Origin of the sequence: Cytobacillus horneckiae, assembly GCF_002835735.1 — a bacterium.
GTDB classification, from domain to species: Bacteria; Bacillota; Bacilli; order Bacillales; family Cytobacillaceae; genus Cytobacillus; species Cytobacillus horneckiae.
The window spans coordinates 1-24239 of record NZ_PISD01000036.1; the positions used below are offsets into that span (position 1 = coordinate 1).

Here is a 24239-nt window from a genome sequence, read left to right on the forward strand (position 1 = left end):
CGTTTTTGCACCAATGGTGCTCAGCTGTTATTCAGCTGTTTTTTTAGAATTAACGTTGACGTTTTTGTTCGTTCAGTTTTCAAAGATCAATCTCATTCGCTTCAAAAGCGACTTTATTAATTTAACACATATCCCTTTATAATGTCAATAACTTTTTTCTCTTTTTTAAAGTTATAAAATCATTTAATTATCGGGGACGAGATATAATATACCACGTAATAAAAGTGTTTGCAATATAGTTTTTAAAAGTTTTTTCATATTATTTATTATTAATCATTTTCTAGTAAGCTATTTCAACATTAACAAATACAAACGCTTTCATATTGAGCGTTTTCTATTTTCTACTATATATTTTCTAAAATAATTGTATGAAATGAATTAAGTTCTCCTTGTCCTATCATAAATTTTAATGAATCCACAATTTTATCAACAAATATTTCCCGTTCCAATAAACAATCCACCGCTTTATCCACAACCTGTAGATAAGTTTATCCACTGTATTAATCTATTTTCTTTTATCACAATACTAATAAAACAGTAATAGTCTAGTAACTCAACTCATATAATCTATCATCTCTATTCTTTTAGAAAGGTGTGAATGAAGCTGGAGACCGCAGCACTCTATTTATCAGTAATCATGGCAATTTTTTTATTCTCTTATTCCTACGTTGAAGGAATAAAAATCGCAAATTCTGAAGGGAAAGTATATGGGGGTACATTTATATTTACAGTTACTGCAGGCTTTATATTCTCAAGGCTATCCTATATTTTCATGTAAATATATATAAAGGTGAAGGAGCGCGCTCCTTCACCTTTTCTAAAATTTTTTCTACTTTTACTATCGTTTGCTACTGTTCATTTTAATTAACTGACTTTGCAGCTGCTTTTTTCGAATGCTTCTTTCATCTAGTAAGAATATAGATAATCCCCCTATTACAATGAATCCTCCTAAAACTTGTGTCCATACTAAGCTCTCCTGTAATAAGTAATAAGCAAGTACTGCCGCTCCTACAGGTTCAAATAATATCGCCATCGATATGGTTGAGGTGCTTAAAAACTTAACTGACCAGTTAAACAGCGTATGCCCTAATAGGGTTGCGACTAAAGCAAGTAATACAAAATAAAGCCAATCACTAGCAGGATATGGATACAGAGGTTCCTGAACAGTTATAACATATATAAAGAGGACTGCCGCACTATTTGCATACACTAAAAATGTATAAGTTATTAAAGAGACCCTTTGTCTAACGGATTGACCAAACATTAAATAACCAGTTACTAAAGCACAAGCAATTAGTGCCAGCATATCTCCATATAACGCTGAACCGCTGATCATAAAATCTCCCCAACTAATGATTATACAGCCAGCGATGGCAATGACTGCGCTTATGATTGCTTTCCAAGAAAACTTTTCTTTAAAAAAGATGTAGGTACCGACAAAAGCAAATAACGGTTGCAATGTCACTAATACCGTTGAGCTCGCAACGGATGTGTAATTTAACGATTCAAACCATAAAATAAAATGAAAAGCTAAAAACACTCCAGATATCATACAAAACAGCCAATCCTTCTTAGTAATATGACGCAGTTCATGAACATACTTTATAAGAAAGATTGGCAACATGAAGAGGACAGTAAAAAAAAGGCGGTAAAAAGCTATAACTCCAGCTGGAGCAGATGCTACTTTTACGAGAATAGCTGATGTGGAGACAGAGATAACCCCAATAGCTAGGATTAAGTACGGATTAACTTTTGCTTCAGACATTTTCTTCACCTGGTTTCTTTCATAATTAAATAGGGTATAGACTATTTTACACCGTACCTGTTAGTTAAAGATATTGTTTTCAAAAGCAAAAAATACAATAAAGCAGGCGATTCTATGACTGGACTAGAAATGGAAATATTAATGAAATTAGGCATATCAGCTGTTCTCGGCCTTATTATTGGACTTGAGCGGGAACTAAAGAGAAAGCCGGTTGGTCTTAAAACTAGTTTAGTTATTTCGATTGTTAGTTGCCTCTTGACCATTGTTTCGATTGAGTCTGCCTATATCTTCCCTGGCAATGATGCCATCAATATAACTATGGATCCATTGCGTCTTGCTGCACAAATCGTTTCAGGCATTGGGTTTTTGGGCGCAGGTGTCATCTTAAGAAGAGGCAATGACAGCATTTCCGGACTAACCACAGCTGCACTTATTTGGGGAGCTGCCGGAATTGGTATTGCGGTAGGAGCAGGCTTTTATATGGAAGCTGCTGCTGGTGTCATTTTGCTTATTATCTCAGTGGAGGTTGTTCCATACTTACTAGGCTTGATAGGACCTAGACAATTGCGGGAAAAAGAAATCACGCTTAAATTAACTGTAGAAAGCAAAGAAAATATTGCAGCAATCATCCCAGCAATTAAAGATTTAAAAGCAACCATTAGAAGAACAAAAATTAAAGACACAGAAGAAGGCAATCCCCAATTACAACTAACCATTGCCGTCGACTATAAACAAAAAACGACTGATTTTTATTACAATATTTCTAAACTGCCCGGAGTAAAATTTATGGAAATCGAAAGCATGCACTAGAAAACCTCAACTTCGCCCACTCCTATCAGCGAATGCCTTTATTTTACTTGGCAATATATATTGAGATTCACTTACGCATTTTGATTAAGTTAAAAATCCTTTTTAGCAAAAAAATTAATAATTTCCTCTTGAAAGATGAGTATTCACCAGATATAATCTTTTATGTACATATCCGGGGGATTAGCTCAGCTGGGAGAGCGCATCGCTGGCAGCGATGAGGTCAGGGGTTCGAGCCCCCTATTCTCCATACCAAGAAGCCTTGATTTATCAGGGCTTCTTTTATTTTTGACTATTTATAATTAATCCTCCAGTTTCCCTTTGTCGTCATTTTGTCGTCAAAATTCTTCTTTCTGTATTTTTTATATCTTAAATAGCACTCCCCACCTGTTTAAGTACATTCAAATCAATGGCAAAACTTGAATCAATACAAAACCTAATCCTGCATTCTATATCATGCCCCGTGCCTTCTCCGCATTCCGAAACATTAAGAAGGAGATGCCCCTACAATTACAACACTCGCCACTGGAAAGGATAAAGCGACCATTATATTAACTACACGATCTAATGCGTGAGCAGACGTCAAAATCCATGCCTGAGCTTCATCTAACACAAACAAAATGTAGGCAAAATGATATCCAAGAGCTATCTGATAAGTTATGAAGTTCAAGTTCATGTGCAATATTAGATCTTAATCTAACACTTGATTTTCTTGATGTTAATATATTAACGAATAACAAAAAAGGAGGTGAGAAATTGAAAAAATTATTGATAAGACTAGGCTTAATAACTGTTTTATCTTTTGCTTTGACAACTACTGTTTCTGCTGCAAATGTTGACCCGCAAGGTTGTTCTATAGGTACAAATTTATGTGAGTTTGATAAATAATTTCTCTCAAGGCTGACTTCAACCTTGTAAATTACTTTCCCGTTAGTCAGCCTTTTTCAAATTAACTTCTTCTATCTTGTGTTTCTTCAAATTATCAACTTTACTTATAGAACCTGGAATTAATGAATTATTCTTAATTTCAAAGTTCATACTAAGGATTAGTAATATTTGGAGGAGATACAATGCTTTCTACCGCCCTTAGTAATCTAGACCTTGGAGCAAAAGGATTATGGTTTCCAATTACGATAAGTATCGCTCTTTTAGTAACCCTATTACTGATCCCTAAAAGAAGAATTAATTGGGTAGAAATATATATAATTTTTTGTATAGTTGGCTTTGCAACATGGTTTACTGATGCATTTATTCTAAGAGTTTTCGATTTGATTGATTTAGGTTCTCCTAAAAAACCAGGAATCGGAGACATTTTTTCATTCACATTCATACCTTCATCATTAGCATGTATTTTTTTGAGTTTTTTGGATACGAAAAACAAATGGAAATTAGTAATATTATTCACATTCATTTCTTTTGCCATTGAACTAGGAATGGAATACTCTGGATATATGACAGTAAAAGGTTGGTTCAATTTTCTCTCTGTTTTGTTTTACTTTTTTGTATTCGTCTTTATATTGCCATATAATTTAAAACTAATTAGGCGTAGGTGACTCAAGCGGTCGAAAAGCCAAATTAACTCCTCCTACTTTCTATTTCGTTGATTTTTTCTTGTTATTATTTCTAAACCTTATTAAATTCCTCAGCAGTAAAATAACTCCAATTAAAACCAGTCCAAGTATAACTACAGGTATTACATAATAAATGAGTATATTAAAAAGCTCGGTCTCTTTATTCCATTCCAAATTAACTCCTAATCCTTAATATCTTTAATTAAGAAGGAGTTGAATTATATGCTTCATATAGTCTTGGAATTTTTACTTAATTTAATTATTTTTTCATTCAAAAACAAGGATAACTAATTACAATAGTTGTTCATAATCAACAAACCGATCAATATGTTTCATATTTTATTCGTACTATACAGCAGCGCCTTCAACTAAACATTCTTCACATTCTGTCCAATTGGTTCCAAATTGATTTCGGAAGTATCCTTCACCTTTTTATTCCTGACATACCTTTTCATTATCCATTTCCTTCATTACTCCTGATCTATCGAGATAAAAGTAATGATTATTTCTACTTACTGTATTCGCTCACCCCACCGTTCATTTTAACTATTTTTTCCATTTGTTATTGACTCAATAATTAAATCCAATTAATATTTATGTGTATAAAATTACCAAAAGAGGAGGACTGTCTTTTTATTTTGTATGGTAAAAAATTTTAGGAGGTTAAAAGTTTATGAAAAAACTATTTATCAAAGTATCATTTCTACTCCTATTACCATTTCTTGTATTCGGAACTATAACAACTCATGCTGAAAATCATTCTTACGATGGGAAGAGCCCTTACTACAATGATTGTGCTTCTAGTGCAAGTACAAAAGCATCAGCCAATTTAGTTAATGAAAACAATAAAAAGATAGGTGTCGTTGAATTAAAATTCAGTAGTACTTGTAAAACAGCTTGGGCTAAAATTACAATGGACAGTAAAGTTCCATCTGGCTTTGAAGCTAATGCTGAAGTAACACGTAATACTGATGGTAAACGATTAAGTTGTGAATCTTCAGGTGGTAACGGTAAAGTCATAGCTGGTCAAACTTCATGTTATACTCCAATGGTTTATGATTTAGATCCAAGATCCTCTTATGCCTTTGGTAAGTACTATGGCTCTAATTACAATGTCTGGGCTACCACTGCATCATATTAATAAGTTTAGGTAGGCATGCTATATGTATGCCTGCTTTTATTATTTATATTAGTTAATATAAACGCTATATAAATAAATTCTTTTATTCATAAACGGTATCTTTACAATGTTCATTAAAGAATATTTGAATATTTACGATAATATTGAGAAATTTCGTGATTAACTTCATTACTTCTCTTGATTTCTCTTTTCAAACTTTTCCATATTACAGTAAAATATAACTACTTTCCTACATAAGAGGTGTTTTCATATGGATATTCTTGAAGGTATAGAATTTAACTCATGCAATTTATTGGACCATTAATAATTCTCTTTATTACAATGTTTGGAGTTGTTTTCATTTACCGACTTTTGCTATTTAAATTTTTGCCGGTTAAACTCTACAATTACTTTATTGCGCCAATAGCCTTATTAGGTTTCTTCATTTGGTTAATCCCCATGGCATTAGGTTTTCATGTATTTTTTAAGTAAGCACCTTCACATAGGTACTTTTTTTAATAAACTTAATAATTCTTATGTGTACAAATTCCTTAATCTGTCATAATGCATATACTGAACTGATTTAGATTAAGGAGTTGATTAAATGTATTACATTAGCAGCCCTTTAGATTTTAGAAACAATCAAGAACTTATAATGGATATTTCCAAAGCTATTGATGGTGAGTACTCTGCAATCAATTGTTATAAAAAACTTCAGCAATTAGCACCTAATGAAAAAGCTAGGACTGTTATTAAAGAAATTAGACAAGATGAGAAAAGGCATTTCAAATCATTTAACAGGATTTATACACAACTAACTGGTCAATCTCATTCTCCTCAATTAAATAACCAGTGCCCAAATTCTTATAAATCAGGATTAGATTTTTCATTTAACGATGAGCAACATTCTGTGGACTTTTATTTAGAAATTGCAGATAAAGCTGTTGATCCATATATTAAAGAACAATTTAATAGAGCAGCCAAAGATGAGCAAAATCATGCTGTATGGTTTTTGTACTTAATGAATAGAGGATAATTATTCTCTATTTTTTTACGAAACATAATACAAATGCAATTACATACGTTTGATTTCTGCGCCTAATCCCTTCCCTAGATGTTCAGTATGATGTATGGAAATTGGCTTAGCTTTGAAATTGCCATACTTGGCTCCATGCCAACCGATTTCTTTTTTTAACGCTTTTCCATGCCTTACTTTTGGTTGGTTCTTGTATACCGAAAATGAATCGTTTCTAAGCGAAGCTCTAGATTCCAAACATATCCGTTTTGGTTTCAGGCTTCATTTCCTCAACGCTTCCTAATTTACGAACTTTGCATCCCCATCGTTTCGTCCATCTATATAATCATCAATAGTTGTTTGCCCCTTAGGAGCGTCATTTTTAAGTATATTGACCTTCGACTCACAAAGGGACAATTCATTTAAATTCCTCCTTATAATGAAAACCCATCCAGCCTCATCCATGATGTCCTGATTAATTCCGATATACCTCATAGTTACAGCTGGTGATGAATGATTGAATATCTGTTGCAACACCGCAACATCCTTATATCTGATAAAAGTGATAACCGAATATTTTACGTAGCGTATAAGTCCCTACCTCATTAAGTCCAACCTCACTGGCAGCCATGTTAAGTATTTTCCAAGCTTGCCCGATGAATGCGATCATTGCCTCTCCTGGACTTAAATAGGTACTCAGCGACATCCTTGCTAATGGTAAAATCACTAATATGATGCTGAAGTTCGCTGTTTATTTTGAACCGCTTCAACTTCCCTGTTTTTTGTTCATTGATTACAATGTGACTTCTATTCCTCACATCACCCACTTTCAAAGTGAGTAAATCACTTATCCTAAAACCAGTATTGATCCCTAATACGTATAAGAAGTAGTTTCTATAATGCTGATTCATTAAGACTTGTTTCATAGCAGCAATTTTCTCTAATCACGTATAGGTTGAACGGTTTTCAATACAAAAACCCCCTTGTTTTTTATGTTTTAAGCTTGATTAGTAGATTCAAAAGGTTTGTTTAATTTCCTGAATAGTTACCTCAACACGAGGGTTCTGACTAAATACTTACTAACATGCAGGTCCACTACTTGGCTGTCATCTTTCCAAATAACAGATTTGAGCTCATTTTTTACACCTTTGACATAGTTGTCAACGTCAGGTTTAGTTATTGGTCTTAGCTCTCCATTTTCAGCTTCTGAAGCTTTCTTTTTACTAAAGCTTTTCAATGTACGATGACAGATAATACTAACGGTCCAGTTATTAATTGAGAGGGTCTATTTTGGGAAGCAACAAGTTTCACATACTCCTTGAAGCTTTAGACTTCTTAGGATCATACATTCTTACTAGTCCATTGATTGTAGTAGCTCTCGTCCTTCCCTGAGCTCAGGCTCTCCATATACAGTAAATTGAATCATCGTTCCTCATCCATTCCCTTTTTGAATTCAAGCTTATCTATGTAACACACCCTACAAAGACCTTCTACTGCGTACCCATTTGGTTCTTCACACTTACAGCGAATCGAATATATTCACAATTTGGCAGACGATAAAGGAAATAAAATCGATCCTGCAGCAGTAGGCATGCCTCCAGATTTTCCGCAGAATCAGCTTCATATTATAGAATTCAAACGTGTGAGTGAAAATAAGACTGAATTGATGATTACTGAATACGATTGGAGCTTTGGTCAAATGATGGAGATGTCTAAAAAGGGCATGGTGCAGTGCCTTAATTTAATTATTTAGCTTTCTCTGTACATTAAAAATGAGGCGAAGAAATAACTTAAACGAATGGACACCACCGCCTTATATAACCTTCCTTTACACTTCTAACGAACCTCCGAAATAGAAAGTGCTTAATGTTTCTTAACTTTAATTGCATATGAACAAACTATTTGGAAATAATATCCTCATCAATTCTGAGAGGATGTAAATGATGTTCACGCATATATACTTATGGACAATGCTGATTTTGCCTTGGGGAATTTTCTTCTTTTTAGATAAACAAAGATTAAAATCTTTTTTGCCAGGCGGATTAGTAAGCGCTTTGCTATTAACTATTTTCTTTCAATTATACGAACGATATAACCTTTTAGAAATTAAAGATACTATATTCCCGTTAACTAATACTACTCCCTTTATATATGGGATATATATTGTTTTGCCTACAGTATTTTTATATTTCACATTTGGAAATTTCCTCTTGTATTTCTGCATTAATGCGATTAGCGATGCTATTTTTGCCTTTGGAATATTGAATTTGTATGAATACATGGGGATATATGAAATGAAATCTCAGTATCATTTAATGATATATATTAACTGCCTCATATGTGCAGCATTAATTTACTTATTTCAAAAATGGCAGTATATTGAGCCCTATAAATAACCTAGAATGCTGTTTTCACTTCATTAATGAATCATAGACTGTAGAGAAGCTCTTTTTCAAAAAAAAGAAACGTTTAGGATTTTCTTAGTATCACACTTTGTCTACACTCTGAGGATGCCATATGAATCCTTTCAGAGTGTAGATAAAGTGTAAACAAAATCATTTCAGTTAGACCACTCGCCCCTCAGAAAATCACAAACCACTCTTTTATATATTGGAATGAGTTTGTGTATTGCTACCTTTTAGGATTACTTTACACGTAAGACCTGTCCAATATAAATAGTATAATTCTCATCTAATCCATTCCAACTACGAATTTGCTGAATCGTGCTTCCGTATCTTTGGGCAAGAGAGTAAACTGTATCTCCTGTCACAACTGTATGATAAACAACTGGTGCTTTAGGTTGAAGATTAAATGCTCGAGCCAGTCCGTTCACATGGCCGCGGGCGATTCTTTCAATAAACGCAGGTTGTTTAAGCTTATTTGCATCAGCAGCATTGTCGATAAAACCATTCTCTGTTAATATCGCAGGCATATTGGACTCTCTTAGCACATGGAAGTTGGCTTGTTTCTTCCCTCGGTTCTGGAAATCTACTTGTTTCAAAACCTCTTCATGAATGATATTTTGATAAGTTGTAGTTGGCGCCCCTACACCCGGATAAATATAGTCTTCATATCCTGTGCCGCCCCCTGCATTAATATGAATAGATAGAAAATAATCTGCGTCCCAGCTATTCGCTACATTTGTCCGTTGTGCTAGTGATACCGTCTCATCACCTGTACGGCTCATTAAAACGGAAACATTATTATATCCATTAATGAGCATATCTCTCATTCTAGTCGATATCTGTAAGGTTATCGCCTTTTCCTGTAGTCCATTACCAACCGCACCTGGATCTGTGCCACCATGACCGGGATCAATAAATATTTTAACCATCATAAATCTCTCCTTTTTTAATAGTTTTATGCAAAAACTTAAAAAGTGATTGTACAGAACCACTAATTCATCTATTAAACAAGCAAAAGGAGATAAGAGCCTAATAAATGGTTTGCTAGACCTTCCTATATAGTGTCATTTTAATTATTGATAGCAGCAGTTCATGCTTGTACATGTTTACATACTATGTGCTGGTGATGCTGTCTCATCACCTATATTACCCTTCCTTTTGGAGTCGATACACCATATTGACCGAGGACTTCTTTTCCTTGATATTCATGGATATTCATATTATGCCTCCTAAAAAACTAAGACTTTCTATTCTTAAGCTTCTAAAAGTAATTTTTCTGGATCTTCAAGCAATTGCTTTACTTTCACTAAAAACCCAACGGCTTCCTTACCATCTACAATACGGTGGTCATAAGAGAGTGCAAGATACATCATAGGTCTAATTTCAATCGTTCCGTTGTCTAAAGCAACAGGTCGGTTTTGAATAGAATGCATGCCCAATATTCCAACCTGAGGAGCATTTAAGATTGGTGTAGATAATAAAGAACCAAATGTACCACCGTTTGTTATCGTAAATGTACCACCTTGAAGTTCGGATAAAGTAAGTTTTGCTTCTCTTGCTTTCAGTGCTAAATCGCTAATTTCTTTCTCTATTTCTGCGAAATTTAACCGATCTGCACCTCTTACAACTGGGACCACTAAGCCTTCATCAGTAGAAACAGCAATTCCAATATCATAGAATTTCTTAACGACCATTTCATTTTCTTGAATTTCAGCGTTTAATAGCGGATAGCTTTTTAGAGCGCTGACGACAGCTTTTGTAAAAAATGACATAAACCCTAGTTTTACATCATGTTCTTTAAAGAATGTATCTTTTCTTTTCTTTCTTACATTCATAACAGCAGTCAAATCTACTTCATTAAATGTGGTTAAAATTGCCGCAGAATGCTGTACCTTTACAAGATTCTTGGCAATGGTTGCACGACGGCGAGACATCCTTCTTGTTTCTACTGGCTTGTTGCTGTTTGTTTGAGCGGTCTGTTGAGCTGGTATTGTTTGCCGTGCTGCTGGAGATGCAGTGTTTGCAACTGAACGACCTTCAGGTACATAGTTTGATACATCTTGTTTACGTATTCTTCCTAATGGATCTAAGGCAGCTACATTTTGTAAATCAATTCCTCGCTCTCTTGCTAATTTCCTTGCTGCAGGGGAGGCAATAACATTACTTACAGGTTCAGTAAATGATTCTGCAATAGGCGTTATTTCTGGAGTTATTTTTTCTTCAACTACTTTTTCTTCAGAACTGCTTACGTTACTTTCAGAAATAATCGCAATCGTTTCTCCAGCATTTACGGTATCACCTTCAGTCTTTAAAGTTTCTTTTAATACCCCGCTAAACTCGGAAATAACCTCTATATTTACTTTGTCTGTTTCAAGCTCTATTATATAATCACCTTTTGAAACAGTTTCACCAGGTTGTTTTAACCATTGTGCAATCGTACCTTCTGTAATGGATTCAGCTAATTGTGGAACTACTATTTCTGCCATTTTTTTACACACCCTTTTATTGGATTGACAAGTACAAATTAATCCGCCTGCTTATGCCGAAAACAACTAAATACTTACCTCTTCCTTTGTATTTTTATCAGTTGGTGTTAATGCTTCATCTATTATTCTTTGTTGCTCGTTTTTATGAATCATTGGATTTCCCTCAGAAGGGCTTGACATTTCTGGTCGACCAGTATAGGAAACTTTAATATGCTCAGGTATTAAAGCTTGTAACTTTGGAGCAATATAGCTCCATGCACCCATATTTTTTGGTTCTTCTTGCGTCCAGATAACCTCTTTTAGGTTTTTATATTTACCAATTAAACTTCTAATTTGTTCTTCCGGGAAAGGATATAATTCTTCAATTCTAATAATATCTAACCAATTAAAGGTTTTTGTATCGGCCACATGGTCTGATAGCTCTACTGCGAGTCGACCTGTACAGAAGGCAATTCGCTCTACTTGATCTGATTCACTCCCTAATCCTGGTTGCTCAATAACCTCTTGGAATTGACCATTTGTAAATTCCTCTAAAAACGCTCCAGCAGATGCATTACGCAATAAGCTTTTTGGGGCCATTATTACTAAAGGTCTTACTTCATCAGTATTCAGTATCGCTGCTTGCCTTCTTAAAATATGAAAATATTGAGCTGAGGAAGACAGATTTGCAACAGTCCAGTTATTTTCAGCTGCTAGTTGAAGGAAACGTTCTAATCTAGCACTAGAGTGTTCTGGTCCTTGACCTTCATAACCGTGTGGCAATAAAACTATAATTCCTGATTTTTGACCCCATTTGGATTGTCCTGCAGATATAAATTGGTCGATGATGACTTGTGCACCGTTCGCAAAGTCACCAAATTGTGCTTCCCAAAGTACTAGCGTTTCAGGTGAAATAACATTATAACCGTATTCAAAGCCTAGTATAGATACTTCTGAAAGTGAACTATTATGGATAGCAAAGGATGCATTTGACGTACTAATTTTATGCAATGGGCAATATTTTTCACCCGTTTTCACATCGGATAAAACAATATTTCGATGGGAGAATGTTCCTCTCTCAGAATCTTGTCCAGTTAATCGAATTGGAGTACCATCTTTCAATATCGTTGCAAAAGCTAACGCTTCCGCATGTGCCCAATCAATTGTTCTCCTTTTTTTCTCAAAAACTTCAAGTCTACGATTTAATATTTTTTGTAGTTTACCGAACACGTTGAAGCCTTTTGGCCATTCTAGAAGCTCGGAATTAATTTTGGTTAATGTTTCTTTATCGACGGTAGTATCTACTTTTTGTATTTCATGATGGTTTTCCGCCTGTAACTCTGAAATCGAGCGAACTTCTGAATGTTCTTTATTAATATTTTTATACGCCTCTGTAATTTTTTTTAATATTTTTGTTTCAATTTCTTTTATTTGCTTAGCTGTCATTGATTTTTCACTTACTAATTGTTGCTTATATACAGTTGTAACCGTTGGATGCTTATGAACAATGTTATATGTTAACGGGTTTGTAGCCATTGGTTCATCCATTTCATTGTGACCCATTCTTCTATAACCAATTAAATCAACTACAACATCTTTTTTGAATGTTTGACGATATTCGAATGCTAAACGCATCGTTGTCAAGCTCGCCTTAGGAGCATCAGCATTGACATGGAAAATTGGAATAGAGTAACCTTTCGCCAAATCACTGGAATATCTAGTAGATCTTGAATCTTCACTTTCTGTTGTAAAGCCAATGCAGTTATTTGCAATAATATGAATGGTGCCGCCTGTTTGATAAGCTTTCGTTCTTGAATAATTTAATGTTTCTGCTACAACACCTTGGCCAGGAAAAGCGGCATCTCCATGCACTAATAGTGCAAGTGCTTTTGATACATCTTGTTTCGGATACCCTTTTTCAGAACAATCATCCTGAGCTGCTCTTGCATATCCTTCTACTACCGTACCTGCAAACTCCAAATGACTTGGGTTATTGGCTAAGGTGACTTTAATTTTTTTATCTTGAATTTGTCTGTTCTTTACTGCCCCCATATGATACTTAACATCACCAGTGCTGCCCTTTGTTTCCAAATAATCAGGGTTTTTGTTCATCCATGTTGAATGCTGAAATTGTGAAAAAATCCCTTCGTATGGTTTTTCTAATACATGTGCAAGGACATTCAATCTACCTCTATGTGACATAGAAATCATTACGTTTTTAATTCCCTCTTCCGCTGATAAAGAAATCAATTCTTCTAAAGAAGGAACAAGTGTTTCTAATCCTTCAACAGAAAAACGTTTTTGCCCAACATAAGTTTTTTGAATAAATTGTTCAAATGCCTCTGCTTTATACAAATTAGAGAAAAGATCCGCTTTTTTTTCAGCAGAGAATGGCAATGTATAATACTTATTTTCAATTTTGCTTTGAAGCCAGCGTCGTTCTTCTGGTTCTACATGCTGAATTTCGAAACCGATATAGCCTGTATACACCTCAAGTAAATATTGAATAGCAGCTAACCCATCTGATAATTGTCCCTTCTTCTCTGGACAAATAATTTCTGCTGGAATTTCCCTCACATCATCTTCTGTTAAATCATAGTAAGATAAAGTGAGCAATTCTGATGGCGATTGCTTTTCTAATGGATAAATATTTGCCTCTAAATGCCCATTTGTGCGTATATTTTCTGCTAGTTTCAATACGTCAACAAACTTCTTCATTTTATTAATAACAAATGCTGGTGAAGCAGCTTCTTCATTATTTTCAGTTATATCTAATTGGGGTTCTCCCCACGTCGCAAATAGCCCTTGTAAACTTTCGTCAACTAAATCCGGGTTATTCAAATACAAATCATATTGTTCTAACAAATAACCTAAGTTAGGCCCAGAAACATCATGCCATGAACTAGTTGTGTTATTCATACTTTCCATCCCTTTCTATTAAGTTAAACATTATTGAATTTTTCTCTCTTAAAGTAAACCTATCCATTGCCAGTACGTTAAGCTGAAAATAATAATTAATAAATAACCTACTAGAGTAATTGGAATACCAGATTTCAAAAGGTCTTTCGTTGTAAATGCCCCTGTTCCATATGCAAGCATATTTTGTGGAGCACTTACTGGCAATAAAAATCCAAAGCTTACAGCAAATTGTTGAATCAATACAAGCCCTGGGCCATTAAAGGATGTTGGTTCCATTGACATCACAAGTGCAATAACAATCGGAATGAAAGCTGATGATAAGCTTGTTGCACTTGCAAAACCTAAATGGATTAATATATTAAATAAAGTTAATACCATAATAATGAATACTAGTGGCATACTGGTTAATCCAACAGCTTCTAACGTTCTCTCTGATAACCACGATGCGCCTTGAGTTTGTAATAAAACAGTTCCTAACGAAATTCCGATTGCAAATACACTAATCGTTCCCCACGGAATTTTACTTTCAACTTCTTTCCATGTGAAAATTCCGATTTGAGGGAAAAGCATAACAGCAACAGCAGCAATAGTAACAGTTGTAGAATCAAATGGATGTATGATTCCTTCTGTTGCCCAAAGGATTAATAGTACTAGTGAAATAATAATTAATTTCCATTCTTTTGAGGAAATCTTTCCTAATTCCTTTAATTGAGTACTAATAATTTCTTTTCCGCCTTGTAATTCTCCAAGTTCGGGTTTAATGAGCTTGTTCATTACAAAAAATAAGATGACGGACATGATAATGGACCATGGGCCAGCATATAACAGCCATTGTCCCCATGTGATATTAGTACCAAAGGATTGTTCCATAAAGCCTAAAGCAACCATGTTTTGTGCAGCCGCAGTTTTAATCCCAATGTTCCAAATAGAAATGGATTGAACAGCTGTTATAATAAGTAATGCCGACAATCTGCTTGTTTTTGGAAGCTTGAATGCTGCTACAATTCCCAATAGTATCGGAATGATTGTACCCGCACGTGCTGTTGCACTTGGTACGAATAAGGCAAGAGCGATACTAACCACAATCGTTCCAAAAACTAAATTACTTGTTTTTGTCCCTACTTTTGACATAATGAATAGGGCCAGACGTTTATGCAAGCCTGTTATTTCCATGGCTGCAGCAATGAATAGTGCCCCTGCCACAAGTCCGACAGCCGGAGAGCTTAATCCACTCAGTGCCATTTTTAATGCACCTGTACTACTATAAGTTACTGATGGATCTTCAATCATTGGTGCAAGTCCTATAAAAACAGTCATTAGTACGACAATAAGAACAGCACTTACTTGATAAGTTACAGCTTCAGTCACCCAGAGAATGACAGCTAAAGCTAATATCGCTAGCGCCCTTTGTCCTGCAATTGGAAGGGTATCAGGATTTGGCAATAGGACGATAATGAAAAATACTGTAAAAGCTAGGAAAATCGCTATTAATTTTTTCTTGTCCATTTTTATCCCTCTTTTTGTTTTTTCAATATATGAAACAAAGAAATCCTTAACAAAATTACAAATCACTTTCATTCATACCAGATATATGAACTAGTTCATAAAGTCCATGTGGTGTAATCTAATTAACATTTCATTTTACAATGTGGATAGGGCTTTCTAGTGCAACTTCTGCTGATTCCATCACAATTTCTCCAAGATTGGCTGGGCATGGTTGGTTAAGCAAATCTTCTGCTATTAAGCCTGCTTCCATCGCTAATGAAAGTTCAGCTATTATATCTGAAGCTTATTACCCACAATCGCCTCCAAGGTTTTCTTTTTCAACAAATTGTAACTTTTTGCCCCAGCTGGCCAGCACCAATTGCTGTCACATATCCTCCTGGTTCAGCACCTATTACGATTGTTTCTGCTAAATGAAGTTCATTTTTGTCCATTTTTCATCCTCCTTTTTATTGTTCACAGGAGCGATATCTTTTAAATAGATAGCAATTAAAAGATTTTAAATTATATGAGAACAATAAATTGAATCATAATAGCTTTCCCGTTCTAAATGTAAAAAAAAAAATCATGCATTTCTATAATACGTAAATAACGAAAGTGATTTGTAATTATCGAAATCAATCGTATTTTTTCCTTAACTATGAAATGACTTATAGTTTGCTCAATATTTCACTTACTTTAATTGCATAAATTATTTTTATTACAATTTATTTTTATAAAATACAAATTAACTTATGATGGACTTGTAAGAAATAGCGGTCAAAAAAATTTTTTAAGGGTTTTTGTGAAATCATTCACAAACAAATTCAATTGGAGGAAAAATCCATGAAAATGTTTGAACTTATTCAGACAACACTTACTGATATGAATATTGTAAGTGCCATTACTTCAACTATCTTCATTATTTTATTAGGTTACTTTTTTCGCAAAAAAGGCATCTTTAATGATCAGGTTGGAAAGATGCTATCAAAGGTAGTATTGTCAGTTGCATTACCTGCACTTGCTTTAACATCCTTTATGATGGATATTGATCAAAAATCTTTATCTGAAGGAATGAGCATATTAATTTGGGGACTGCTTATATACATTATTTTAATTTTTGTGTCTAAACCTCTGTACCATAATTATAAAGGGGACAAACAAGATACCTTGCGTGTTTTAACAATCTTTGGATCAACAACTTTCTTTGGTATTCCTATTGTAGGTGCTATATATGGTGCTGAAGGTGTCCTGTATGCTTCCATTTTTAATATTGGTTATCGAATTTTTCTATATTCCTATGGTTATATCAAGATGAGTGGACTTAAAATGGAAGCGAAAAATATTAAGGAAATGTTTATAAACCCTATTGTCATCGCTACATTTTTAGGACTATTCATTTGGATTTTCCAAGGCTATCTTCCTCAAGTGACTGTTGCAGCTGCTGATGGGACATTATCAAAAGTTGCGTTTTTACGAATTGATCAAACTGCGGTTTGGCTATATAAACCGCTGACTTATTTATCTGGCCTAGCTTCACCACTTGCTTGGCTTGCCATCGGAGCAACACTCGGTTCTGTAAATTTCAAAACTGCCATTACAGACCGGACATCTTTAATCTACAGTATAAACAAAGTTGTGTTAGTTCCTATTATCAATATTGTATTTCTTGCTATTCTTTCACTAACAGGAATTCTTTCAATGAGTGCTATTGGTCTTGGGGTTGTAGTCATAATGATGGCGACACCTACTGCTACAGTAGCAGCTGCCTATGCAATTAGTTTTGATAAGGATGCCTTGCTTGCTTCCAATGCGTCATTACTTTCAACAATCAGTGCAGTTGTTATGATTCCAATATGGATTATTGCCATTTATTTAATCAGCTTTACGAGGCTATTTGGATAACAAAATTTAAAACAAAGGATAGATTGAACATGACCATTAAAATTGCTTGCTACGGAGTTAGAGAAAATGAAGCACCATTTTTTAATAAATTAAATAAGTATAATTTCGAGTTATACCTAATTGAAGATTTACTTAGACATGATAATATTGAAACAGCTCAAGGAATGGATGCTGTTTTATTAAGAGGAAATTGTGTAGCTGATCTGAAGAATATTCAAAAATTAAAAGAATACGGCGTAAAATATTTGTTCACACGAACTGTTGGCTATAATCATATTGATCTACAAGCAGCAGCAGATAACGACATGCACGTGGCAAGAGTTCCTTCCTACTCTCCAAATGCAATTGCGGAGCTATCTTTAACACTTGCAATGTCATTGTTGAGACATACCACCTACACGACAACAAGAACAGCAAATAAAGATTTCACTGTAGATAACGTTATGTTTAGTAAAGAAATCAGAAACTGTAAAGTCGGTATTATTGGTACTGGTAAAATTGGGCTGACAGAGGCGAAACTTTTTAAAGGGCTTGGTGCTGAAGTTATTGGATATGATGTTTTCCAAAGTGATTCGGCAAAACGCACGGTTACCTTTATGGAGCTGGATGATTTATTAAAGGAAAGTGATATCGTAAGTATACATATTCCTTATTTTCCAGGAAAAAATGACAAAATGGTCAATTCTGAATTTATTTCAAAAATGAAAGATGGAGCCATTCTCATTAATACGGCTCGGGGCGAACTTCATGATAATGAAGCCATACTTGATGCCCTTAAATCTCATAAGCTAGAAGGGTTTGCAACAGATGTATTTGCCAACGAAGAAAACATATTCTTCCAAAAATTTGACAAAACAACTGAAAACCTAGATCCAACAGTAAAAGAACTACTGGGACTATACCCTCGTGTCCTTGTGACACCTCATATGGGATCAAATACAGATGAAGCACTTACTAATATGATTGAAACAAGCTTCGAAAACCTACATGATTTAATTACAAAAGGGAGCACAGCAAATGCTGTTCCTTTACCCAAAAAACGAAAACTTATTTCTAAGTAATGATTAACTCGCTTTGATAAAAAAGAGTCAAACCTACATGAAACAATAAGTCAGGTTTTGACTCTTTTTTTAAATCAATCGTCTATTTATAAGACATGATTAAATACTCTTTTTCTGGGGCAATATGAAATACCATAATTGGTCGTCCAACTGCTAAATACTTCAATTCTTCAATTAAGTAACCAATATCATTTAGATACTGCAAATACTTCTTAGTTGAAATACGTGATAAATCAACTTCTTTAGCAATATCCTCTGTTGAAAAATATCCTTCTTGATTTACTACTATATGCAGAATTTTTTTTAATGTTAGTTTTGATAATCCTTTAGGCAGTGATGAATGTAGCTCCTTACCAACTTGATTTAAAGACAAAGGACCTCTTTCTTTTATTAATATTTGATCTAACGCGTCCTGGTCAGCTTCTTCTAATTTTGTAGTTAGTGTATGATATTGAAGAAAATTCTCAATCGCTAGTTCAAACCTTTCATATGTAAAGGGTTTAATTAAAAAATCTATTACACCATTTTCTAGCGCTTTTTTAATAGTAGATATATCATGAGCTGCTGTAATCATAATAATTGGTATTGAGAACTGTTTTTGACGAACCTTTTGTAAAAAATCAATCCCAGTTTCTCCAGGTAAATAGACATCAAGTAATATTAAATCTGGTTGATTCTCTTTGATTACATTCCATAGCTCCCCAATATTTCCTACTGTAGCGATAATTTTAAAGCCTTCAGACCGCTCAATATATTGCTGATTGATCATTGCAACCATGGGGTCATCCTCAACTATAATAACTTTAATCATCAAGGTTCCTCCGTTTGTATGGTACTTCTATTCGAAAGATACTTCCATTACCTAATTCAGATTGAACATCAACAATTCCATGATATTGTTTGACAATCGATTGAATAGCATCCAATCCATAGCCTCTAGCCCTACCTTTTGTTGAAAATCCTCTCTCAAAAATCCTTTCCATTGTTCCTTCATCAACGCCTATTCCTGTATCCTTCACTTCAATTAAAATCACTTCTTCCTCCTCATCATAGTAAAGAAAGAGAGTTGCTTTTTTTATGACAGTTAGATCCATAGCCTCTTTGGCATTATCTAGTAAAATCCCCATTGATAAAAGCAAATCGTGAAGTATCTCACCCATCTTCATATTTGGAAAAAGAGAATCTGAATCTATTATTAACTTAACACCTTGCTCCTTTAACTCACTTGCTTTTCCAATTAAGAATCCTGCAACTGCTGGGCTTTTAATTTTATCCGTTACAAACCCTATCTCCCTATGATAATCAGTATTTAATACACGAATATAGTGAACGACATCTTGATATTTGCCCAATTCAGTTAATCCCAAAATTGTATGTAATTGATTCATAAATTTATGATTTTGAGCACGCAAGGAATCAATATATTGTTCTGTTCCACTAAGCTCTCGAATAAGCTGTTGCATTTCTGATTGATCACGTAAAGTTGCAACCGCACCATAGATCCTGTTCTCTATATAGATAAGCTGAACATTAACGATGAACTCAAACTGGTTTACAACAATTACATGATTAGATATTGACTTTCCTGTTGTAAATACTTCTTCAAAGAATGTAGAAAAGATATCTTTATCAAGGTAACCATCTTTCATATTGTCCCCAGTAAACCTTGCATTTTTTATAAGCTTTGTAAAGTTTAAATTTTGTAAAAGAATTTTTCGAGCTGGAGTAACAGCAATAATCCCTTCACCTACTGAATCAATAATAATATCGCGTTCCTTTATATTTGCGACTATCTGCTTAGGTTCAAGTCCTAATAACATTTTCTTTAATTGCTGTGCTAAATACATTGCCCCCAACATGCCTACAAAAATGCCTACCCCTATACCTAAGTACAGATTTTTCTGTGTTTTCCATAGTTCTTGATATATCGTTTGCTGTACAAAGCCTACACACACAATCCCAACTTGCTTCCCTTCTTTATTCCATATGGGAGTAAAGAAACGTGTGCCCTCTCCTAGCACCCCCTCTTCCCTTGAGAAATGCTCAGTGCCGTTTAATGATTTTTTGGCATCTTCAATATTTGAAAAAGGTTTGCCTATAACACTTTCGTCTGGATGTGATTTTCGAATAAGATCATTGTTAAGTACAACAACAAAGCTAACACCCGACGATTCCATCACTTCCAAGGTAAATTGCTGTATAGCTGAACTATACGAATCATTATCAACCTCATTTATTACACGCGGATCTTTCGCAACCATTCTAGCGATACTTGCTAATTTTTCTTTTACAACATTGTGTTCTCGTTTCAACACATATAAATTTAAAAGACTGCTAGCAACTAACGAAACGATGGCTGACGTCAAAACAAGCAATATCGTCATTTTTTTTAATGATAATTTAGCTAACCATTTATTTTCAATCATACCTAATTCCTTAAGTTTATTTAATAATTATTTTTGCAATTTTCTACTGCTCTCCTATCTCCTACAAAAATATCTTATAAATATAATTTATCAAATTTTGTATGAGGTGATTCTTATAAGTTATGGACAAGTTGTTACAAAATGAGCAGGAATATAGCCTTAGACGTTACTCGCTATGAAATCAACAAAAAAGAGACCAGTATTTAGCATGAACTAGGATAAGACCTTCTAACCGATATGGCCTATCTGTTTTATGGAAAAGGAAAAAAGCCATATTTATCAACAATCAAGGTTACCTCCTGGAATGAAATCCTTTCAAATGAGGTGTAAATTGCATTTCACTCGATATCGCTACAGCTATATTAAAGGCTTTAAATATATATATGCGATTCTATAACCATCCGCATTTCCAAAAGGTATTAAATAACCTGAGTCCATATCAATACAGGACTCAGGTTGCATAATTGTGCTTTTTTATAATTGTCTATTTGACAGGGGCACTTCACAATGAAGGTCTTGTAGCGGGAGTTTTACTGCCAGTTAATGCTTGTACGTTTATACGTACAATAGGGGTATGCAGTGTTACCTCGAAAGGAGAATCACAAAAACTTGGAGTGGTTAAATGCTTGTGTTAAAAAGAATTTGGATTGCAATGAAATCGTGTAGCTTTTTATTAAAACATAAAAAACATGCCACTATTATTAGTGACATGCTTATTGCAAAGGTCCTTGATCATTGTTATTTCTCATCTGATTCATATATGTTTCTGTATAGATTCTTTCCGACTCAGAAACATTCCTTTCATTTTCTTCAGGGCTATAATGATCGAGCCCTTTCCTTTTAGCAAGCCAATCTATAAAAAAACCTAGACCTAACAACCCTGCACAAAAAACAAGGAAAATCCACACATTCATCACCTCTATAAAATTATATTCAAACAATTACATTTTGATACCAATTTTACCATTATTTAAATAGTGCGTAATGAATGCATAGAAAACAACTATCAGATTTTCAATTGCCGCTCAATGCAACAAATCATATGTTAAAAATGAACTTACTAACATCGGCAGCCCCTCATGTTTTATGAATCGCTGTAAAGTTCATCTCTTTTTTATGATTTAATCATTCGGATTAATGATAGCCAATACTTGATGATCTTCCCATTTACCATTAATTCTCACATTTTTCACAGCAATTCCTTCCTTATGGTAACCCGCCTTCTCTAATACACGGATAGAAGCTGGATTGCTTGGCATCACGCCTGCTTCAATTCTATGCAGTTTTAATGTATCAAATGCGAATAGTGTTATTAACTTAACTGCTTCAGTGGCATAGCCTTTCCCATTTTGGCTTTTATCTAAAAAGTAGCCAATAAAAGCGCTTTGAAGGGATCCGCGCAAAACCTGAAACAAGTTGATTTTGCCTACTAACTGATGTTGATTCATCTTAAATATGCCAAAATGATATTCGCCGTCAGTCTCTGCATCGTTTTCCCACTTGTTTATCAAACTGGATTGATAGTCTAATGTATAAAATTGTTCCGTTCTTTCCATCGCGTATTTTTCAAAAAATCCAGCATTCTCAGTTTGAAATAAATGCAATTGATTAACATCATTTATTGTTAAAGGTCTTATATAGATATTTTCTCCTTTTATCATACACGCACCTTCCTCGCTATTATTTTCATAAAGTTAAAGTCAATGAAATCCAAATGATGAATAACATTACCTCTATATATAGGACACGTTTACTTTCCTTTTGAATGAAGCCTTCCACAAGATTGATAAAAGAAATGGTTGCGGCTAGAATAAAAAAATATTTCAAATGCTGAGAGGATAGGCTATTCATTAACCACATGATTAAAAAACAAACCATAGGTAGGAGAAGGAGAGTTCTAAGTACATTCAACGATTTAATATTTTCTTTTGTTTGCGACTGAAAGAATATTCCCATCATTCACCTGCTAAATTTAATTATTAATATTATTTAACCATATAAAAAGGGACATAATTAATGTATAGCGATAAGCTTTTCCTCAGAATAGTACCTAACTCCCTTTCCATTACGCCTTGCATAGTCAATTTCTTTTGCTGTGCTTTTACCAATATAATGATGAACATCAATGACGAAGATTTCGTCGCACATATCTATTTTTTTGCGATGCAGCGCTTCAAGCTTCATTTCGTGTTCATTTGTTAGTTTAATATTTTCACTTTGCTCAAAAAAACCAAGACTAATGACAATATTGCCTTCCCAAGCTAAAGCTGCTTCAGCTTCTCTGAATTGCTCTTTAAATTTTGTTGATCCACATAACGTAATAATTTTCAATTCATCAACCTCTTTTCAGCTAATCCAATAATGGTAGAACATAAATCACAGGCTCTTCATACGGATGAATATTTTTTATTGCCTGTTTCACTTGATCGATTTTCTTATATGAGCATTTAAATTCAAGCTTGCATTCCGATCCAAAGGATATTTCACCTGTACGTCCATTGTATGGCTGAGCATTGTCTAATGGACGCCAGTATCCTTTTACATGCGAATAAGAAACGACATGGTCATATTTTCCAACAGTCAGCACACCTAAATCATTTAATCTATTTCTTAATGATTCTATATGTTCTTCAGGTAAAAGCACTTCCACTTTTACATATGTAAATTCCAATTAACATTCCTCCAATCCTTCATTTATTTCATATTTGTAGTGGAGAAAATGATCTACACCTTCATTGCTTTCACCACAATAAACAAATCCATTCTTTTCTAAAACTTTTTGTGACGCAATATTATTCGCCGTCGTTTTTCCCTCGATCACTTTAACTTTTTTATACTGACTTATTTCCTTTAGTAATTGCTGTACCGCTTGATAAGCTATACCTTTGCCAATATACTCTTCTCCCACTCTATAGCCAATTTGGCCAGTACCGTGTTCATTAATATCTACTAAATTTACCCTGCCGACTATTTCATGTTCGCTATTCTTTATTAAAAAGAAGTATGACAGCCCTTTTTCTTGCTCATCTAGAAGAGCGTGTAGCCGTAAATTAAAATATGGAGGTATGTAAAATTCATCTCCTCTGGTTGGTACTAGCGTTTCAAAGAAATATCTATTGCTCGTTTCAAAGTCAAAAAGCGCTTTTTCATCATCTAATTTTAATTTTTCTATCATTACTTCCAATCCTACCAACCTTCCTTCTTTTTCAAAACGATATTGCCGAATTTATTCCACTATTGGCAACATAGCTTACGTTAATCATATCCTAATATTTCAAATCAAGGAAATATTTGATTT

The 24239-nt window shown here is 34.2% G+C and carries 22 protein-coding genes, 1 tRNA gene and 4 pseudogenes; 10 read left to right on the plus strand and 17 right to left on the minus strand.

Annotated elements, in window-relative coordinates; translation table 11 throughout:
• Positions 1-838 precede the first annotated feature (838 nt).
• Positions 839-1765, minus strand: coding sequence for a DMT family transporter (locus CWS20_RS16650; protein WP_066190906.1), 927 nt, complete (start codon positions 1763-1765; stop codon positions 839-841).
• A 114-nt stretch (positions 1766-1879) separates the two neighbouring features.
• Between CWS20_RS16650 and CWS20_RS16655 the strand changes: the two genes are divergently transcribed.
• From CWS20_RS16655 to CWS20_RS16680, 6 genes are all read left to right on the plus strand, one after another.
• On the plus strand, positions 1880-2575 hold the full coding sequence (locus CWS20_RS16655; RefSeq protein ID WP_066190903.1) for an MgtC/SapB family protein: 696 nt from the start codon (positions 1880-1882) through the stop codon (positions 2573-2575).
• A 174-nt stretch (positions 2576-2749) separates the two neighbouring features.
• A tRNA-Ala gene (locus CWS20_RS16660) sits at positions 2750-2822 on the plus strand.
• A gap of 506 nt (positions 2823-3328) precedes the next feature.
• Entirely contained in the window at positions 3329-3460 is a 132-nt protein-coding gene (locus tag CWS20_RS29030; RefSeq protein WP_276328316.1) for a hypothetical protein, read from the plus strand.
• 182 nt (positions 3461-3642) lie between these two features.
• Positions 3643-4125, plus strand: coding sequence for a hypothetical protein (locus tag CWS20_RS16665; protein WP_066190900.1), 483 nt, complete (start codon positions 3643-3645; stop codon positions 4123-4125).
• Between the two features lie 691 nt (positions 4126-4816).
• Complete coding sequence (locus CWS20_RS16670; protein WP_066190897.1) at positions 4817-5284, plus strand: DUF2690 domain-containing protein; 468 nt, start codon at positions 4817-4819, stop codon at positions 5282-5284.
• 583 nt (positions 5285-5867) lie between these two features.
• Complete coding sequence (locus tag CWS20_RS16680) at positions 5868-6299, plus strand: ferritin family protein (protein ID WP_066190895.1); 432 nt, start codon at positions 5868-5870, stop codon at positions 6297-6299.
• Between the two features lie 106 nt (positions 6300-6405).
• Here the strand turns inward: CWS20_RS16680 and CWS20_RS29490 are convergent, their stop codons facing one another.
• From CWS20_RS29490 to CWS20_RS16695, 3 genes and pseudogenes are all read right to left on the minus strand, one after another.
• Positions 6406-6504: a hypothetical protein gene (locus tag CWS20_RS29490; RefSeq protein WP_488175129.1), complete on the minus strand. Its 99-nt coding sequence runs from the start codon at positions 6502-6504 to the stop codon at positions 6406-6408.
• Between the two features lie 215 nt (positions 6505-6719).
• Positions 6720-7248: pseudogene (locus tag CWS20_RS16690) on the minus strand (tyrosine-type recombinase/integrase); the annotation flags it as partial.
• A 46-nt stretch (positions 7249-7294) separates the two neighbouring features.
• Positions 7295-7704 (minus strand): annotated as a pseudogene (locus tag CWS20_RS16695) (RusA family crossover junction endodeoxyribonuclease).
• Positions 7705-7824: 120 nt separating this feature from the next.
• Between CWS20_RS16695 and CWS20_RS16700 the strand changes: the two are divergent.
• Complete coding sequence (locus CWS20_RS16700) at positions 7825-8031, plus strand: hypothetical protein (RefSeq protein WP_066190888.1); 207 nt, start codon at positions 7825-7827, stop codon at positions 8029-8031.
• 187 nt (positions 8032-8218) lie between these two features.
• Positions 8219-8674, plus strand: coding sequence for a hypothetical protein (locus tag CWS20_RS16705; protein WP_142385392.1), 456 nt, complete (start codon positions 8219-8221; stop codon positions 8672-8674).
• Positions 8675-8922: 248 nt separating this feature from the next.
• Here the strand turns inward: CWS20_RS16705 and CWS20_RS16710 are convergent, their stop codons facing one another.
• The 6 genes and pseudogenes from CWS20_RS16710 to CWS20_RS29440 all read right to left on the minus strand — a co-directional run.
• Positions 8923-9612 carry an N-acetylmuramoyl-L-alanine amidase family protein gene (locus tag CWS20_RS16710; protein ID WP_066190882.1) on the minus strand — a complete coding sequence of 230 codons (690 nt, stop codon included), beginning with the start codon at positions 9610-9612 and terminating at the stop codon, positions 8923-8925.
• Positions 9613-9936: 324 nt separating this feature from the next.
• Complete coding sequence (gene odhB / locus CWS20_RS16715; protein ID WP_066190881.1) at positions 9937-11169, minus strand: 2-oxoglutarate dehydrogenase complex dihydrolipoyllysine-residue succinyltransferase; 1233 nt, start codon at positions 11167-11169, stop codon at positions 9937-9939.
• 66 nt (positions 11170-11235) lie between these two features.
• Positions 11236-14076 (minus strand): 2-oxoglutarate dehydrogenase E1 component, encoded by a 2841-nt coding sequence (locus CWS20_RS16720; RefSeq protein WP_066190879.1) that lies wholly within the window; start codon positions 14074-14076, stop codon positions 11236-11238.
• Positions 14077-14115: 39 nt separating this feature from the next.
• Positions 14116-15573 carry a DASS family sodium-coupled anion symporter gene (locus tag CWS20_RS16725; protein ID WP_066190876.1) on the minus strand — a complete coding sequence of 486 codons (1458 nt, stop codon included), beginning with the start codon at positions 15571-15573 and terminating at the stop codon, positions 14116-14118.
• A 130-nt stretch (positions 15574-15703) separates the two neighbouring features.
• Positions 15704-15856, minus strand: a pseudogene (locus CWS20_RS28740) (dihydrolipoyl dehydrogenase); the annotation flags it as partial.
• A gap of 9 nt (positions 15857-15865) precedes the next feature.
• Positions 15866-16004, minus strand: a pseudogene (locus CWS20_RS29440) (FAD-dependent oxidoreductase); the annotation flags it as partial.
• A 391-nt stretch (positions 16005-16395) separates the two neighbouring features.
• Between CWS20_RS29440 and CWS20_RS16735 the strand changes: the two are divergent.
• Both CWS20_RS16735 and CWS20_RS16740 read left to right on the plus strand, forming a co-directional pair.
• Complete coding sequence (locus tag CWS20_RS16735) at positions 16396-17454, plus strand: AEC family transporter (RefSeq protein WP_066190874.1); 1059 nt, start codon at positions 16396-16398, stop codon at positions 17452-17454.
• 29 nt (positions 17455-17483) lie between these two features.
• Entirely contained in the window at positions 17484-18515 is a 1032-nt protein-coding gene (locus tag CWS20_RS16740) for a 2-hydroxyacid dehydrogenase (protein WP_066190871.1), read from the plus strand.
• 82 nt (positions 18516-18597) lie between these two features.
• Here CWS20_RS16740 and CWS20_RS16745 read toward each other — a convergent pair whose 3' ends face one another.
• The 7 genes from CWS20_RS16745 to CWS20_RS16780 form a co-directional block, all read right to left on the minus strand.
• A complete protein-coding gene (locus CWS20_RS16745; protein WP_066190869.1) occupies positions 18598-19326 on the minus strand; it encodes a response regulator in 729 nt (242 codons plus the stop codon).
• On the minus strand, positions 19319-20941 hold the full coding sequence (locus tag CWS20_RS16750; RefSeq protein WP_066190866.1) for an ATP-binding protein: 1623 nt from the start codon (positions 20939-20941) through the stop codon (positions 19319-19321). The genes CWS20_RS16745 and CWS20_RS16750 overlap by 8 nt, the downstream gene beginning before the upstream one ends.
• A 713-nt stretch (positions 20942-21654) precedes the next feature.
• A complete protein-coding gene (locus tag CWS20_RS16755) occupies positions 21655-21855 on the minus strand; it encodes a hypothetical protein (protein ID WP_066192047.1) in 201 nt (66 codons plus the stop codon).
• A 207-nt stretch (positions 21856-22062) separates the two neighbouring features.
• Positions 22063-22602 carry a GNAT family N-acetyltransferase gene (locus tag CWS20_RS16760; protein ID WP_066190862.1) on the minus strand — a complete coding sequence of 180 codons (540 nt, stop codon included), beginning with the start codon at positions 22600-22602 and terminating at the stop codon, positions 22063-22065.
• 352 nt (positions 22603-22954) lie between these two features.
• On the minus strand, positions 22955-23272 hold the full coding sequence (locus CWS20_RS16770) for a DUF4406 domain-containing protein (RefSeq protein WP_066190853.1): 318 nt from the start codon (positions 23270-23272) through the stop codon (positions 22955-22957).
• A 19-nt stretch (positions 23273-23291) separates the two neighbouring features.
• Positions 23292-23612 (minus strand): divalent cation tolerance protein CutA, encoded by a 321-nt coding sequence (gene cutA, locus CWS20_RS16775; protein WP_066190850.1) that lies wholly within the window; start codon positions 23610-23612, stop codon positions 23292-23294.
• Positions 23613-24116 (minus strand): GNAT family N-acetyltransferase, encoded by a 504-nt coding sequence (locus CWS20_RS16780; protein WP_083957200.1) that lies wholly within the window; start codon positions 24114-24116, stop codon positions 23613-23615.
• Positions 24117-24239: the final 123 nt, after the last annotated feature.